Source organism: Pseudomonas sp. GCEP-101 (assembly GCF_025133575.1).
GTDB classification, from domain to species: Bacteria; Pseudomonadota; Gammaproteobacteria; order Pseudomonadales; family Pseudomonadaceae; genus Pseudomonas; species Pseudomonas nitroreducens_B.
In genome coordinates this window covers 3662384-3678263 of the sequence record NZ_CP104011.1, presented here as the reverse complement: position 1 = coordinate 3678263, position 15880 = coordinate 3662384, and the positions used below count along the sequence as shown (strand labels likewise).

General features: G+C 66.9%; 5 protein-coding genes. 1 reads left to right on the top strand and 4 read right to left on the bottom strand.

The annotated features are described in order from the left end of the window. Positions 1-4: 4 nt before the first annotated feature. The 4 genes from N0B71_RS16890 to N0B71_RS16875 all read right to left on the bottom strand — a co-directional run bounded on the left by N0B71_RS16890 (position 5) and on the right by N0B71_RS16875 (position 14028). Positions 5-1720, bottom strand: coding sequence for a putative 2-aminoethylphosphonate ABC transporter permease subunit (locus N0B71_RS16890; protein ID WP_259753792.1), 1716 nt, complete (start codon positions 1718-1720; stop codon positions 5-7). A gap of 1 nt (position 1721) precedes the next feature. After that, positions 1722-2777 (bottom strand): putative 2-aminoethylphosphonate ABC transporter ATP-binding protein, encoded by a 1056-nt coding sequence (locus N0B71_RS16885; protein ID WP_259753791.1) that lies wholly within the window; start codon positions 2775-2777, stop codon positions 1722-1724. A gap of 789 nt (positions 2778-3566) precedes the next feature. Next, positions 3567-4751 carry a thiolase family protein gene (locus tag N0B71_RS16880; RefSeq protein WP_259753790.1) on the bottom strand — a complete coding sequence of 395 codons (1185 nt, stop codon included), beginning with the start codon at positions 4749-4751 and terminating at the stop codon, positions 3567-3569. 178 nt (positions 4752-4929) lie between these two features. Then, a complete protein-coding gene (locus N0B71_RS16875; RefSeq protein ID WP_259759596.1) occupies positions 4930-14028 on the bottom strand; it encodes a retention module-containing protein in 9099 nt (3032 codons plus the stop codon). A gap of 560 nt (positions 14029-14588) precedes the next feature. Between N0B71_RS16875 and N0B71_RS16870 the strand changes: the two genes are divergently transcribed. Then, the gene (locus tag N0B71_RS16870; protein ID WP_416790353.1) at positions 14589-15878 is read left to right on the top strand and encodes a TolC family outer membrane protein; all 1290 of its coding nucleotides are present in this window, start codon (positions 14589-14591) and stop codon (positions 15876-15878) included. The last annotated feature ends 2 nt before the right edge of the window (positions 15879-15880 follow it).

Here is a 15880-nt window from a genome sequence, read left to right as displayed (position 1 = left end):
GGTGTTACGGGTTCGCGCCCCTCCTCCAGGCCTGGGAGCGGCGCAGCAGGCCGCGGGAGGCGCCGGCCAGCAGCAGCGACACCGCGGCGGAGGTGAGCAGGATCAGGGTGGACATGGCGGCCGCGCCGCCGACGTTGCCGGAGTCGTCCATGTTCAACACGGCGACGGCGGCCAGGAGGGTGTCCGGGGTGTAGAGGAAGATCGCCGCGGACACCGTGGTCATCGCCGAGACGAACAGGTAGCGGGTGATGTCCAGCAGCGCCGGCAGGCAGATGGGCACGGTGACGCGCAGGTAGTGGCGCCACAGCGGCATCTTCAGCGACAGCGCGGCCGCCTCGAACTCGCCGTCGAGCTGGCGCAGCGCGGCGGTGGCGGTCATCTGCGCGGTGGTCAGGTAATGGGCGATGGTGCACACCACCAGCAGCGCCATGCTGCCGTAGAACACGTGCAGCGGGTTGCCCGGCAGGTTGAAGAAGAACACGTAGCCCAGGCCGAGCACGAGGCCCGGCACGGCCATCGGCACGAAGCACAGCATGCGCAGCAGTTGGCTCAGCCAGCGCTGCTCGCGGGTTTTCTCGATCAGGTAGGCGCCGGTGAAGATCAGCGCGCTGCCGATGAGCGCGGTGCACGCGGCCAGGGTGAGGCTGTTGCGGTAGGCCAGCCAGCCGCCGCCGGCGGTGGTGTCGAAATCGTAGTGGTGCAGCGACAGCGAGAGGTTGTACGGCCAGAACTTCACCAGCGAGGAGTACACGGCCATCCCCAGCACGCCCAGCAGTACCGCGCTGATCAGCACGACGATGGCAAGGAAGGCGCCGTCGCGGCGACGCGACGGTTTGGGGTGATAGACCTGCGCACGACCGCTCATGGCGTCGCCCTGGCGGCGACGCAGCCAGGTGTCGACGGCGAAGCTGAGCAGCGCCGGCAGCAGGAGGATCATGCCGATCTGCGCGCCCCGGCCGAACTGCTGCTGGCCGACCACCGCCTTGTAGGCTTCCAGCGCCAGCACCTGGTAATCGCCGCCCACCACCACCGGCACGCCGAAGTCGGTGATGGTCAGGGTAAACACCAGGCAGAACGCGGCGAACACCCCCTGCCGCGAGGCCGGCCAGGTGATGCTGCGAAAGGCCTTCCACGGGCCGGCGCCCATGCTGGAGGCGGCGTCGAACAGGCGCGCATCGGCCAGCGACAGCGCCGACAGCAGGATCATCAGTGCATGGGGGAAGGTGTAGATGGCCTCGCCCAGGACGATGCCCCAGAAACCGTAGATGTTGTCGGGCAGCCAGTGGCGCAGCAGGCCCTGGTTGCCGAACAGGTAGATCAGCGCAATCCCCGGCAGCATCGACGGCGCCAGCAGCGGCAGCAGGGAAATCCCGCGCCACAGGCCCTTGGCCGGGATCAGCGTGCGTTGCAGCGCGTAGGCGAACAGGTAGGCCGCCGGCACGACGATGCACGCCACGCTGAGCGAGACCTTCAGGCTGTTGCCCAGCAGCCAGTGGAAGTTGTCGCTGCGCAGCAGCTCGCCCATGGCCGCCAGGCCGCCGCCCTGCCCCGCTTCGCCGCTGAAGCCGCGCCAGAAGATGGCCAGCAGCGGCATCAGCACCGCGAGGGTGAGCAGGACCAGCAGCAGGTATTTGCCGCCGCGGACGAACAGGCGATCACCCAGATCGCCGCGAATCTTGCCGGCCGAGAGCGCCGGGCTGTGTTTCACCACGGCATCCATCTCAGGCGAACACCTGCAGGCTGCGCGGCGGCAGCGACACCCAGATGTCCGGGGTACCCAGGCGCGGCATGTCCTCGGGCGCCAGCTCGGCGAGCAGCGCGTGGCCCGGCAACTGTTCCAGCTCAAAGCTCATGCGGCAGCGATTGCCGAGGAAGGTGATCTCGCGGACCTGGGCGCGGAACAGGTTTTCCTGGTGCACGGCGGGGTTCACGCTGATCGCTTCCGGGCGGCAGAACAGCCGGCCGGAGGCGTTCGGCGCCTGGCTATGCAGGCGCAGGTTGAGGCCGCCGACACGGGCATGGCCATCGCTGCCGCGCTCGAACGGCAGCCAGTTGCCCTGGCCGACGAACTCGGCGACGAAGGGCGTACCCGGCGCGCTGTAGATCTCCTGGGCGGTGCCGTACTGCTCGATGCGCCCGTGGTTCATCACCGCGATGCGATCGGCCATCAGCATGGCCTCGTCCTGGTTGTGGGTGACCATCACGGTGGTGATGCCCAGGCGTTTCTGCAGCTGGCGCAGCTCGCCGCACAGGTGCTCGCGGACACGGGCGTCCAGCGCCGACATGGGTTCGTCGAGCAGCAGCAGCGACGGGCTGGGCGCCAGCGCACGGGCCATGGCGACGCGCTGCTGCTGGCCGCCGGAGAGCTGGCCGGGGTACTTCTTCTCGCTGCCGGAGAGGCCAACCAGTTCGAGCATCTCGGCGACGCGGCGGCGGGCTTCGTCCTTGCTCGACGAGGTCAGGCCGTAGGCGATGTTCTGCTCCACGGTGAGGTTGGGGAACAGCGCGTAGGACTGGAACAGGATGCCGTAGTCCCGCGCCTGCGGCGGCAGGTTCGACACGTCGCGCAGGCCCAGGTGGAGGCTGCCTTCGTCCTGTTGTTCGAGGCCGGCAATGCAGCGCAGCAGGGTGGTCTTGCCGCAACCGGAGGGGCCGAGCAGGCACACCAGTTCACCGGCCTTGACCTCCAGCGACACGCCGTCGAGGGCGACGAACTGGCCGAAGCGCTTGCGAAGATGGCGCACGCTCAGCGGCGTGCCGGCGAGGATGGGATGCATGGCGGTACCTCGTGTGCGTGGGGCCCACGCCGCGTGAGCCGGGGCGTGAAGGAACGAGGTCCATGCTAGGGAGCGATTGCGACGGCACTATTGCTAAAGGGCCAAGTGCACCGATAGATCCATAGGCAGATTTGGGTATGGGGGCGAAAAAATTTGCGAAGTGACCTGTAGGAGCGGACCTTGTCCGCGAAATCCCGCGCGGCGGGATGGGACTTCACCGGCAAACACCAACAGGTAGCGCCTATTCGCAGGAGCGCCCTGCGGGCGCTGTCGCGGGCATGGCCCGCTCCTACAGGGCTGCTCCGTCGATTCCGTGGGAGCGGACCTTGTCCGCGAAATCCTGCGCGGCGGGATTGATCTTCACCGGTAGACGCGGACGGGTAGCGCCTATTCGCAGGGGCGCCCTGCGGGCGCTGTCGCGGGCATGGCCCGCTCCTACACGGCTGCTCCGTCGATTCCGTAGGAGCGGACCTTGTCCGCGAAATCCTGCGCGGCGGGATGGGACTTCACCGGCAAACGCCGACGGGTAGCGCCCATTCGCAGGAGCGCCTGCCGGCGCTGTCGCGGGCATGGCCCGCTCCTACAGGGCTGCTCCGTCGATTCCGTAGGAGCGGACCTTGTCCGCGAAATGCTGCGCGGCGGGATTGATCTTCACCGGCAGGCGCTGCTGGGTAGCGCCCACATGAAAAACCCCCGGCGTCACCGCCGGGGGTTCTCATCGGTACCGGGCCGCTTGCGTGGAGCGGTCGGTGCCATCCGGGCCAGGGCCTGCGCCCTCGCCCGCCGTGCTCAGCGAACGGCTTCGAACAGGCCGGTGGCGCCCATGCCGCCGCCCACGCACATGGTGACGATGCCGTAGCGCAGGTTGCGGCGCTGCAGTTCGCGCACCAGGTGGCCGACCTGGCGCGAGCCGGTCATGCCGAAGGGGTGGCCGATGGAGATGGAGCCGCCGTTGACGTTGTACTTCTCGTTGTCGATACCCAGGCGGTCGCGGGCGTACAGGCACTGCGAGGCGAAGGCTTCGTTGAGCTCCCAGAGGTCGATGTCGGCCACCTGCAGGCCCTTGGCCTTGAGCAGCTTGGGCACCGAGAACACCGGGCCGATGCCCATCTCGTCGGGCTCGCAGCCGGCCACGGTGAAGCCGCGGAAGAACGCCTTGGGCTTGAGGCCCAGCTCCAGCGCCTTGTCCAGGCTCATGACCAGGGTCATCGAGGCGCCGTCGGAAAGCTGCGAGGCGTTGCCGGCAGTGACCGAGCCGTCCTCGGCGAACACCGGCTTGAGGGAGTTCAGGCCTTCGAGGGTGGTGTCCGGGCGGTTGCAGTCGTCGCGGTCGACCACGCCGTCGAGCACTTTCTTCTCGCCGGTGGCCTTGTCTTCAACCTGGTACTTCACGCTCATCGGCACGATTTCATCGTTGAACAGGCCGTCGGCCTGGGCGCGGGCAGTGCGCTGCTGGCTCTGCAGGGCGTACAGGTCCTGCTGCTCGCGGGTGACGTTGTAGCGGCGGGCGACGATCTCGGCGGTCTGGCCCATGGGGTAGTAGATGCCGGGGAACTCGTCCTTCAGGCGCGGGTTCACGAAGTTGTCGAGGTTCTGCTTGCCCATGGTCAGGGTGATGGACTCGACGCCGCCGGCCACCAGGATGTCGCTGCAGCCGGAGGCCACCTGGTTGGCGGCGATGGCAATGGCCTGCAGGCCCGAGGAGCAGTAGCGGTTCAGGGTCATGCCGGCGACGTGGATGCCCAGGCGCGACAGCACGGCGGCGTTGCGGCCGATGTTGTGGCCCTGGGCGCCTTCGTTGGAGCCGGCGCCGACCACGCAGTCGTCCACCAGCAGCGGGTCGAGGTCGTTGCGCGCCAGCAGCGCGTCGATGCAATGGGCGACCATGTCGTCCGGACGGGTCATGTTGAATTTGCCACGGAAGGACTTGGCCAGGCCGGTGCGGACGCTGTCGACGATCACCACTTCGCGCATGGGAAACCTCGTTGATTGTTGTTCGTTGGGAGGATGGGGTGGCCCCGAGCATAGGCGCCAGTGAGGACGCAGGGCGACGATCATTCACCAGCCGTATAGCCGTGCCCCCTCCCTCGTTGGGCGGGCACCAACGAAACCGCCGCCCGGAGGCGGCGGTTTCAGCGGGTTTCACCGCGCGTCAGACGGTGTCGGTCTTGATCGCGTGGTCGCCCAGCAGGCCGTTGAGCACGGTCTGGGTATCCCCCGCCGAGAGCACGCCGCTGCCGGCATGGCCCGCGTACTTGGCGGAGAGGTCGACGTTGGCCAGGTCGACGGTCTGGGTGACGGCGCCACCGCTGGTGGGGCTGACGCCGATGCTGGTGGTGCCGGCGTTGACCGAGAAGGTCAGGTAGTGCGCAAGCGACGAGGCCGTGGCGGTTTCCCCTTGCAGCAGGTCGGCGAAGTTCAGCACGTCGTGCTCGGCGATGCTGAAGTCCTTGATCACGTCGTGGCCGGTGTCGCCGGACTTCCAGATGAACTCATCCGCGCCGGTGCCGCCGTACAGGATGTCGTCGCCCGGCCCGCCGATCAGCTTGTCGTTGCCGCCCTGGCCGAACATCAGGTCATTGCCGGCGCCGCCCTCGAGGATGTCGTCGCCACCGCGGGTATCGCCGACGACGTTGAGCTCCTGGGCATGGGCGGCGATGTAGTCGAGCAACTGCCCGGACGTGGGGGCCGTCCCGCCGTTGGTCGCGGTCAGGTAGTCCACCAGTCCCTGGAAGCCCTGGCCGTTGTGCGTGCCAGCGGCATGCCCGGCCCAGGACAGGCTGTCGGTGTTGATGACATCGCCGAAGATGATGTCATTGCCCGAACCGCCCACCAGGTGGTCGTTGCCCACCGGCGCCGGCGAGACGTTGCTCACGCCCTCCTGCAGCGCCGTCGTCAGCTCGCTGCCGGTGTGGATGATCTGCGGCTGGCCGACATTGCCGACCACGTCGTTCTTGCCGTAGTCGATGGTCCCGGTGCCCACGGTGTTGGTGTTGTCGAAGAAGCGCAGGATGTTGGTGTTGACGCCGTCGTCGATGCCGATGGCGTTCACCGAGACATGGTCGGCGCCGGCGAACACGCCGGTGCCATTGAGCATGTCGGCGCCAGCGGTCAGGGCTTTCTGCACGTCGTTGTACTCGGTGCTGTTGCCGGAGTTGGTCGAGTCGCCATTGAAGGTGGTCGGGTTGCCGTCGGTGAGGAAGAACGCCAGGTTGACGTAGTTGTGCGCCGCATCCGCGCCGCCTCCCACCTGCCCGGCGAACCAGGCGCTGGCGGACTTCATCGCGGCCTCGTAGTTGGTGTTGCCGTCGGCGGTGAGGGCGTTGATCTTGTCGATCATGCCCTGCACGTTGCTGCTGTTGAGCCCGGCCAGGGTGGCGATGGTCGAGGAGGTGGCGAAGGAGACCAGCGCCACGTTGATCACCCCGTCATGCCCCTTGACCTGGTTGAGCAGGTTGATCAGGGCGTTCTTCGCCAGGCTCAGCCGGTCGGGCCCGCCCGGCTCGTTCATGCTGCCGGAGCGGTCGAGCACCAGGGCGATGTTGTAGTTCTTGCCCGGGGTGGTGGACACCGAGACGCCACCCTTGTCGCCCACCAGCACGTCGTTGCCGTTGCCGCCGACGATGTCACCGCTCTTGTCGGCGTCGCTGGGGTTGGGAATGGTGTGCTGGGTAGTGGACGAGCCGCTGTCATGGTCATTGCTGCCGACCACCAGCAGCGGGTTGGGCGTGCTCAGGTCCAGGCACAGGTTGAGGCTGGTGGAGTCGCCGTCGCCGTCGGTGATGCCCAGGTGGAAGTTGAGGTCCAGGTCCTGGGGCAGCACGGACTGTTTCACCTCGATGCTGGCAACCCGGTAATCACCGCCGGAGCTGCTCAGCACGACGCTGGTGAAGCCGGTCTGCGACAACTGGTAGGCCGAGCCCGAGGTGAAGTGGCCATCGGTGAGCAGGTTCCAGTGGGTGGCATCGCCCTCCCCGGTTCCGGCCGGCGGCGAGTAGGTGCCCTGGGCCAGCAAGGTGCCGCCCTCGCCGTAGACGCTCCAGGTCAGCACATCGCTGGTGGAGAGCTTCTGCACGTCGAAGCTGGCGTCATAGACCTTTTCGTTGAACGCGACGTTGAGCTTCTCGCCGGTGTCGATCAGGTTGTTGCCGCCTACGCCCATGCCGTTGTTGGACGGGTTCACCACACTGCCCGGGCTGGTGAAGGTGGCGGTAAGGCCATCGGCATTGAGGACAATGGAGGTCTGCGGGCCGCCGGCGGAGACCTTGGTCAGGTCGTAGTCCACCGAGGTGGTCGGCCGCGAGTTCACCACCTCGAAGCTGTAGCTGCCATCGGCATTGACCTTGAGGACGAAGAACGGCTGGTTGTTGCCGTCATAGGCGGTGAGCTGCGAACCGCCACCGGTCAGTTGGGTGACTACGTAGGTCAGGCCATCCGGCGCGGTGTTGCCGCTGAGGTCGAAGGCGCCCAGGCCATCGCCGCCGAAGCTGACATCCAGGTTGCCGGTGAGGATGAAGCCCTGGGAGTCGGAGACGTCCTGGCACGGCGGTTCGCTGTGCACCACCGGCAGGTCGTCCTGCACATGGATCACCAGCGAGCCTGCGCCCAGGCTGACCGGGTCGCCGTCGCCATCGGTGGCCTTGATCACGCCGCCGAGGTTGAGCGTCAGCTGCTCGCCGTCATCGCCATTGTGCAGCGGGTGATCCAGCGGGCCGAGCAGCTTGAACTCGTAGTGCCCCGCCGCATCCACCGACAAGGTGAAGATGGTCTTGGCACCGGCCATGGCGGTCAGCAGGTTGCCCACCACGCTGTAGCTGAGCGCCACGCCGCCGGAGGTCAGGTTCTGTGCGCTGAGCGAGGCGGTGTTGCCGGTCAGCGAGAAGGCACCGGGGCCGTCCGCGCCGAAGTTCACCAGGCTGCTGAGCGAACCCGTGGCCGTGGTGGTGTCGCCGGCGCCATCGGGGTTGCCCCCCGGCAGCGCATCTTCCATGACCTGGCCCGTGACGCTGCCGCCGGCGATGAGCACGGGGCCATCGTCCTTGAACACCAGCTTGCCGCCCAGGTCGAGGCTGGCGACACTCTGGTCGCCGTCGCCATCGGTGATGGTCGCCACCAGGGCGATCTTGCTACCCAGCAGGCTGACCGAGTCGTCGGGGTTGGTGGCGTCGGCGTGCTTGAGCGCCAGTTTCTGATCGAGCGTCAGGTCACCAGTGGTGCTGTTGAGGGTCAGGCTGAACGCGACCGCGCCGCCGATATTGCCCACGCGGCCCTCGACCACCGTATCGCTGACCTTGACCAGCACGATGCTTTGCCCGCTGGTGGTCTGCAGCCCGCTAGCAGTGCCGTCGGTCGCCGACAGGCCGTAGCTGACGGTGCCGCCGTCAGCACCGCCGTTGGCGGTGAAAGCGCCGCTGAAGTTGCCGGTGGCATCGGTGGCCAGCACGGTTTCATCCACCGTGAGGACCGGCGCCTGGCCGGCGTTGGCGCTGATGCTCGGGCCGTCGTCCTTGAAGACCAGCCGGCCGCCCAGGTCGAGGTTGGCGGAAAGCGAATCGCCGTCGGCATCGGTGATGGTGGCGGCCAGGATGATCTTGTTGTTCAGCAGGCTGACCGAGTCATCGGGGTTGCTGGCGTTGGGGTGCTGCAGCGCCATCTGCTGGTCGAGGGTGACCACGCCACCGGAGATAGTGACCTTGAAGGCGATGGCGCCCTGGTCCCCACCGACGCGGCCGACGACGCTGCCGCCTTCGTTGAACAGCAGGATGGTCTGGCCGCTGGTGGTCTTCAGGCCGCTGTCCAGGCCATTGGAAACGGCACTGAGCTGGTAGGTCACGGTGCCGGCGCCGTCGGCGCCGAAGCTGCTGCTGAATTGCCCGGAGAAGTCCCCGCTGGCGTTGCCGGCCAGGTTGGTTTCGTCCACCGTCAGCACCGGAGCGCCCTGGCTGCTGGCGCTGATGCTCGGGCCGTCGTCCTTGAAGGTCAGGCGGCTGCCCAGGTCCAGTTCGGCATGGCTGGAATCGCCGTCGCCATCGGTGATGGTGGCGACCAGGTTGATCTTGCCGCCGGCGATGCTCAGCGCGTCATCGGGGTTGCTGCCGTCCGGATGCTTGAGTGCCATTTGCTGGTCGAGCGTCACTACCCCATCGGCGACCGTGACCTTGAAGGCAATCGCCCCGGCCGGGCCGCCCACGCGGCCGACCACGCTGGTGCCTTCGTTGAACAGCAGGATGGTCTGGCCCTGGCTGGTCTGCAGGCCGCTGTCGCTGCCATTGGCGACGGCTTCGACCTTGTAGCTCAGCGAGCCCTGGCCGTCCGCGCCGTAGTTGCCGTTGAACTGGCCGGAGAAGTCCGCACTGGCATTGATGGCCAGGTTGGTCTCGTCCACCACCAGGCCGGGAGCACCCTGGGCGCTCGCGCTGATGGTCGGGGCATCGTCGTAGAACACCATCTTGGTGCCGAGGTCGACATGGGCCGACGCCGTGTCGCCGTCGCCATCGGTGATGGTGGCGGTCAGGGTGATCTTGCCGTCGGGCAGGCGCAGCGGCTCATCCGGGTTGGTCGGATCCGGGTGCTTGAGCGCCAGGCGCTGGTCGAGCATCAGCGCGCCCTGGTCCTCGCTGACCACGAAGGCGATCGCCCCGCTGCCGGCAACCTTGCCGACCACGGTGCCGTTGACGTTGTACAGCAGGATGCTCTCGCCCTGGGTGGTTTTCACGCCACTGTCGGTGCCATCGACGGTGGTCACCTTGTAGGTGATGGTCCCCGGGCCGTCAGCGCCGAAGCTCGGCGTGAACAGCTGGGACACCAGGCTGACTTCGACGCGGGCGTCGTTCGACAGGTTGGACTCGTCCACCTCCAGGCTGATGTCGGCGTCCAGGCAGGGAACGATGCTCGGGCCGTCATCGAGGAAGGTCAGCTTGCTGCCCAGGTCGATCTGGGCGCTGGCGCTGTCGCCGTCCTTGTCGGTGATGGTGGCGGTCAGGGTGATCTGGCCGGGCAGGTTGAGGGCGTCGTCAGGGTTGCTGGCGTCCGGATGCGCGAGGGCGCGCAGCTGCTCCAGCGTGACCTTGCCGTCGCCGTCCACATACACGCGGAAGGCCACGGTGTCGGTGCCCTGCAGGCGGCCTTCGATGCCGTCGGCGGTGTTGTAGAGGTAGACCTTCTGGCCGGTCGCGGTGTCCTTGAGCCCGCTGTCGCTGTTGTCGGCCCCGGCCAGTGTGTAGGTGATGGTTCCGGCGCCGTCCGCGCCGAAGTGGGCGGTGAACAGGTCGGCAACCGACGCGCTGCTGGTGTCCGGCACGCCGAGGTGGGTTTCGTCGACGCTCAGCGCGATGTCGGCGCTGGTGCTGGCCGTGATGCGCGGGCCGTCATCGAGGAAGGTCAGCTTGTCGCCCAGGTCGATGGAGGCGGTGGCGCTGTCGCCATCCTTGTCGGTGATGGTGGCGGTCAACGCCAGGGTATTCGGGTTGAGGCTGACGCCCTCGTTATCGCTGCCCGGATTCGGGTGCACGATAGCGCGCACCTGGTCCAGGGTGATGGTGCCGTCCTGCCCGAGGGTCACGCGGAAGGCCACGTCGCCATTGACGCCGCCCACGCGGCCTTCCACGCCGCTGGCGGTGTTGAACAGGAAGATCTGGCTGCCCGTGGCGGTGTCTTTCAGGCCACTGTCGGTGTTGTCCTGGGTCTCGATCCGGTAGGTGATCGAACCGGCACCATCGGCGCCGAACTGCGCATTGAACAGGTCAGCCACCGAACCGGTGCTGCTGGCGTCCAGGTTCAGGTTGGTCTCGTCCACCGTCAGGTGCAGGCCCTCGGTGTTGCCGGCGGAAATGCTCGGGCCATCGTCGAGGAAGGTCAGCTTGCTGCCCAGGTCGATGGAGGTGGTGGCGCTATCGCCGTCCTTGTCGGTGATGGTGGCGCTCAGTGCCAGGGTGTTCGGGTCGAGGCTGACGCCTTCATTGGCATCGGCAGTGGGATGCACGACGGCGCGCAGCTGGTCGAGGGCGACCTTGCCGTCCTGGCCCAGGGTCACGCGGAAGGCCACGTCGCCGTTCACGCCGCCCACGCGGCCTTCCACGCCGCTGGCGGTGTTGAACAGGAAGATCTGGCTGCCCGTGGCGGTGTCTTTCAGGCCGCTGTCGGTGTTGTCCTGGGTCTCGATCCGGTAGGTGATCTGCCCCGCCCCGTCGGCGCCGAAGTTCCCGCTGAACAGGTCGGCGACGCTGGCCGTGCTGGTGGCATCCACGGCCAGGTTGCTCTCGTCCACCGTCAGCTGGATATCGTGCTCGGTGCTCGGCGCGATGCTCGGGCCATCGTCGAGGAAGCTGAGCTTGCCGCCCAGGTCGATGGAGGTGGTGGCGCTGTCGCCGTCCTTGTCGGTGATGGTCGCGCTGAGGGCGATCTTGCCGGCCAGGCTCAGCGAGTCGTTGGGGTCACTGGTATCGGAGTGCACCAGCGCGCGCAGCTGTTCCAGGGTGACCTTGCCGTCCTGCCCGATGGTCACGCGGAAGGCGGTTTCGCCGCTGGTCTCCAGGCGCCCTTCCACACCGTTGGCGGTGTTGAAGAGGAACACCCGCTGGCCGCTGGCGGTGTCGGTCAGGCCGCTGTCGGAGTTGTTGGCGGCTTCGAGCTTGTAGGTGATGGAGCCGGCACCGTCGGCGCCGAACTGGCCGCTGAACAGGTCGGCCACCGAGCCGCTGCTGGTTGCCGATTGGCCGAGGGTGGTTTCGTCCACGCTCAGCTGCAGCTCGCTGCCGTCGATAGGCGCGATGCGCGGGCCGTCATCGAGGAAGGTGAGCTTGCTGCCCAGGTCGAGGCTGGCACTCTGATGGTCGCCATCGGCGTCAGTCACGGTGGCACTCAGGCTGATCTTGCCTTCGCCCAGGCTCAGCGGATCGTTGGCATCGGCGCTGTCCGGGTGGACCAACGCACGCACCTGGTCGAGGGTGATCTTGCCGTCCTCGCCCAGCGTCACGCGGAAGGCGACGGCGCCATCGGCGCCGCCGACTCGGCCTTCGACGCCGGTGGCGGTGTTGAACAGGAAGATCTTGTCGCCGGTGGCGGTGTCTTTCAGGCCGCTGTCGGTGTTGTCGGTGGTGCTGATCTGGTAGGTGATCGAGCCGGCGCCGTCGGCGCCGAACTGGGCGTTGAACAGGTCCGCCACCGAGCCGCTGCTGCTGGCGTCCTGGCTCAGGTCAGACTCGTCCACCGTCAGGTGCAGGCCTTCGGTATTGCCCACGGAGATGCTCGGGCCGTCATCGAGGAAGGTGAGCTTGCTGCCCAGGTCGAGGCTGGCGCCCTGGTGGTCGCCATCGGCGTCGGTCACGGTGGCGCTCAGGCTGATCTTGCCTTCGCCCAGGCTCAGCGGGTCGTTGGCATCGGCGCTGTCGGGGTGGACCAGTGCACGTACCTGGTCGAGGGTGATCTTGCCGTCCTCGCCCAGCGTCACGCGGAAGGCGACGGCGCCATCGGCGCCGCCGACTCGGCCTTCGACGCCATTGGCAGTGTTGAACAGGAAGATCTTGTCGCCCGTGGCGGTGTCTTTCAGGCCGCTGTCGGTGTTGTCGGTGGTGCTGACCTGGTAGGTGATCGAGCCGGCACCATCGGCGCCGAACTGGGCATTGAACAGGCTGCTGACTGCCACGCTGCTGGTGGCGTCGGTGCCCAGGGCGGACTCATCCACGGTCAGTTGCAGGCCTTCGGTGTTGCCCACGGCAATGCTCGGGCCGTCGTCGGTGAAGCTCACCCGGCCGCCCAGGTCCAGCGAGCTGCTGGAGGTGACGCTGTCGCCATCACGGTCGGTGACCGTCAGGTTGCCCTGCAGTTGCACCAGGCCGGAATCGAGCGCAACGGCCTGGCTGGCGTAGCTGCCCTCGCTGCCCGGCAGGGCGTGGTCGATGGCGCTGAACTGGGTCAGGGTGACCACGCCGGTGCTGCCGTTCACCGACAGGCTGAAGACGGTGTTCTCACCCGTGATGCCGGCCGCGCTGGCGGCGGTGGACGCGACGATGACGCCCCCCACACTGTACAGGAAGATAGCCGCGCCGCCGCTGGTCAGCCCCGAGTCGGCACCGTTGCCGGCCACCAGGTTCAGGCTGTAGCTCAGTTGCGTGCTGCCGGCGCCGTCGCCGCCGTAGTTGGCGGTCACCTGGAAGGCCGAGCTGAAGTCGGTGGTGGCGGTGTCGAAGGCCGCACCGGCGGTGTTGGCGTCGTGGGTCTGCAGCAGCACGTCCACGCCATTGTTGGCGGACAGGCTGCCCTGTGGCGCATCGTCGACGATGCCCACGGTCACGCTGCCGTTGGCCGGCGTGCCGTTGCCATCGGTAATGACGTAGGGAAGGTTGAAGGTCAGGGTGTCTTCGGAGCCCTGTACCGGGTGGTCCACCGGCTGCAGGAGCGTCACTTCGAATGTGCCGGTGTTGATATCGGTGAGGGTGACGGTGAACACCGGCGTGCCATTGGCGCTGCCGGTGAGCACGAGGCCGTCAGGGCTGACGCTGTAGGTGATGGCCGCGCCGCCGGAGGTCAGGCTGGGCAGCCCCGCTGTGCCCCAGGCGAAGCTGCCGACGCCATCGGGGCCGAAGCTGTAGCCCAGGTTGCCGGTGAAGGTCGCCCCCTCACCCGCGCCATTGGGCAGGCCGCCGGGCAGCCCGGCTTCGAACACATTGGCAGCGCCGCCAGAGCCGGCGCTCGGCACGCCATCCGGCGGCACGACGGCTTCGACCTGAGGCTGCGGGTTACCAACGAACTCGCGCAGGGGCAAGGGACCGGAGCCGATGGGCCCGGTGGGGAAGCCGATGGTGGGGTCGATATGCCCGCCGATTTCGGTCAGCAACACGAAGGAGTGCCCGCCACCGGGCTTGCCATTGGCGGCAGCGCCCGCGGCGCTCGGGCCGGCGGCGGTGGCCTCGGCGGCCTGGGTCGGGTCGACGCCCGCGGCGATGGCGGCCTGCAGGGCCTTGACGTCGGTGACGTCCTGCTTGGTCGGTGTCGCCGGCTGTTGCTGGGCAACCGCCTGGTCACCCTGGTCCGACTGGTGCGCAGCGGCCAGCATCTGCGAGGTCAGCGGCAGCGAGCTGTCGCGCCCCAGGGTGATCTCGCCGCCCCCGGCGACTTTCAGCGCGACCGCGCCATTGGCGCCGGTGACCAGCTGTTCACCGACAAACACCTTGTCTCCCTGTGACAAAGGACGACGCGATCCATCGGCGGCTACCGCAAACACTTCGCCGATTACCTTGCTGACGACACCCATCAAAGTAGCCATGAGTCCTTCCTCCGCTGCACATCCCGCGGCCGGCTCCACCGGCGCACGATTGACCGAAACAGGCCATGGCACGCTTGTATCCGGATGCTGCGAAGAAAGTTGCGAAGGGAGCAAAGAGGACTGCTAGCGCTTTTGCATCAAAAAGCCAGCGACAATTTTTTGTCATGCTGGCCACGCGTTTTTTGTCCTTCTGCGGTGGTCCCCGCCCTTACTGCTACAAACCGTACCTGGCTTCGTTTGCAAGCGCCTCCTCCGGCCCATACCCAGGAAACACGAGGGCTTGCACGCTCAAACAATGTGCTGGTTTTCACAGGGCTCATAAGATTTTTTCCGAATAACCCTTGTGAAAAATTCTTCTGAGCTTTTCGAAAAGTTGTTCTTAGCTCTGATGTTACAGGCGTGAAACGCTTGATAAGACAAAAAAGCCAATAAATTGGCGATCAAAGAGCATCGAAGTACAGAACACCAGGAGCAAAGCCATGCGCAGTCGTAACGCGGCACTATGGAGCGGTGTATTTTTGGCGGTGTCAGGGGCTCATGGGCAGGCCATGACACTGACCGAAGCTATACAAAGCACGCTGCAATACCACCCGGAAATCAGCCAGAGCGTGAACAGTCGCCTCACTGCAGATGAGGAACTGAAGTTCGCCAGGGGCGGCTACCTGCCTACCGTCGATCTCGTGGCCGGTTACGGCCGGGAGAACACCGACAGCCCCACGACTCGCGCGCAGGGCAACCACAACGATGAAACCCTGACCCGCGGCGATGCGGAAATCCGTCTGCGGCAGATGCTGTTCGACGGCTTCGGCACGCCCAACGAGGTCAGGCGCAACGAGTCCAACGTCAACGCCAAGGCCTTCCGTATCCTCGGAACCTCGGAAACCGCCGCCCTGCGCACCGTCGAGGTCTACCTCGAAGTGCTCAAGCGCCGCGAGATGGTGGCGCTGGCGAAGAACAACCTGCAGGCCCACGAACGCATCGGCGACCAGATCCGCCTGCGCAGCGAGCGCGGCGTCGGCAGCACCGCCGACAACGACCAGGCAATCGCCCGTCTGGCCCTGGCGCAGAACAACCTCTATACGGAGGAAGTGAACCTGGCCGATGCCGAGGCGAATTTCTACAGCGCCACCGGCCGCATGCCCGACCAGCTGGAAACGCCGGCCACGGTCAAGGCGGAAGTCCCGCCGGACCTGCTGAGCGCCCGCCAGGGCATGCTCAACGACAACCCGCTGCTGAAGTCGGCACAAGCCGACGTCAACGCCGCCGAATCGCAGTACGAAGCGGCCAAGGCGCCCTTCTACCCGCGCTTCGACGCCGAGCTGGCCAAGGCCGCCAACAACAACGTCGACGGCGATGAAGGCCACTACAACAGCTGGGAAGCCCAGGTGGTGATGCGCTACAACCTGTTCAACGGGATGCGCGACAAGGCCCACCTGAACGCCACCTCGCACCAGATCGGCGAGGCCCAGGACATCCGCAACAACGCCCTGCGGCTGCTCAACGAAAACCTCTCGCTGGCCTGGGACGCGATGGAAAACTCGCGCAAGCAGACCCAGCCCGCCCGCGAATACGCCGACTACACCCGCAAGGTGCGCGAGGCGTACCAGCAGCAGTTCACCCTCGGCCAGCGCACCCTGCTCGACCTGCTGGACAGCGAGAACGAACTCTTCACCGCCAACCGCCGCTACGTCGACGTGCGCTACACCGAGGAGTACTCGATGTACCGCGTGCTCGGCAGCATGGGCAGCCTGCTGCGCTCCCAGCACGTGGTCGCCCCGCACGAGGCCGTGGCGCTGTCGGATGTGAAGAACGAGGCGCGCCTGCCTGACCTGAAATAAGA

Bases quoted from the DNA above. Each gene is read 5' to 3' on its own strand.
- N0B71_RS16870 (WP_416790353.1), top strand. From the start codon at position 14,589: ATGACACTGACCGAAGCTATACAAAGCACGCTGCAATACCACCCGGAA.
- N0B71_RS16880 (WP_259753790.1), bottom strand. From the start codon at position 4,751: ATGCGCGAAGTGGTGATCGTCGACAGCGTCCGCACCGGCCTGGCCAAG.
- N0B71_RS16890 (WP_259753792.1), bottom strand. From the start codon at position 1,720: ATGGATGCCGTGGTGAAACACAGCCCGGCGCTCTCGGCCGGCAAGATT.
- N0B71_RS16885 (WP_259753791.1), bottom strand. From the start codon at position 2,777: ATGCATCCCATCCTCGCCGGCACGCCGCTGAGCGTGCGCCATCTTCGC.
- N0B71_RS16875 (WP_259759596.1), bottom strand. From the start codon at position 14,028: ATGGGTGTCGTCAGCAAGGTAATCGGCGAAGTGTTTGCGGTAGCCGCC.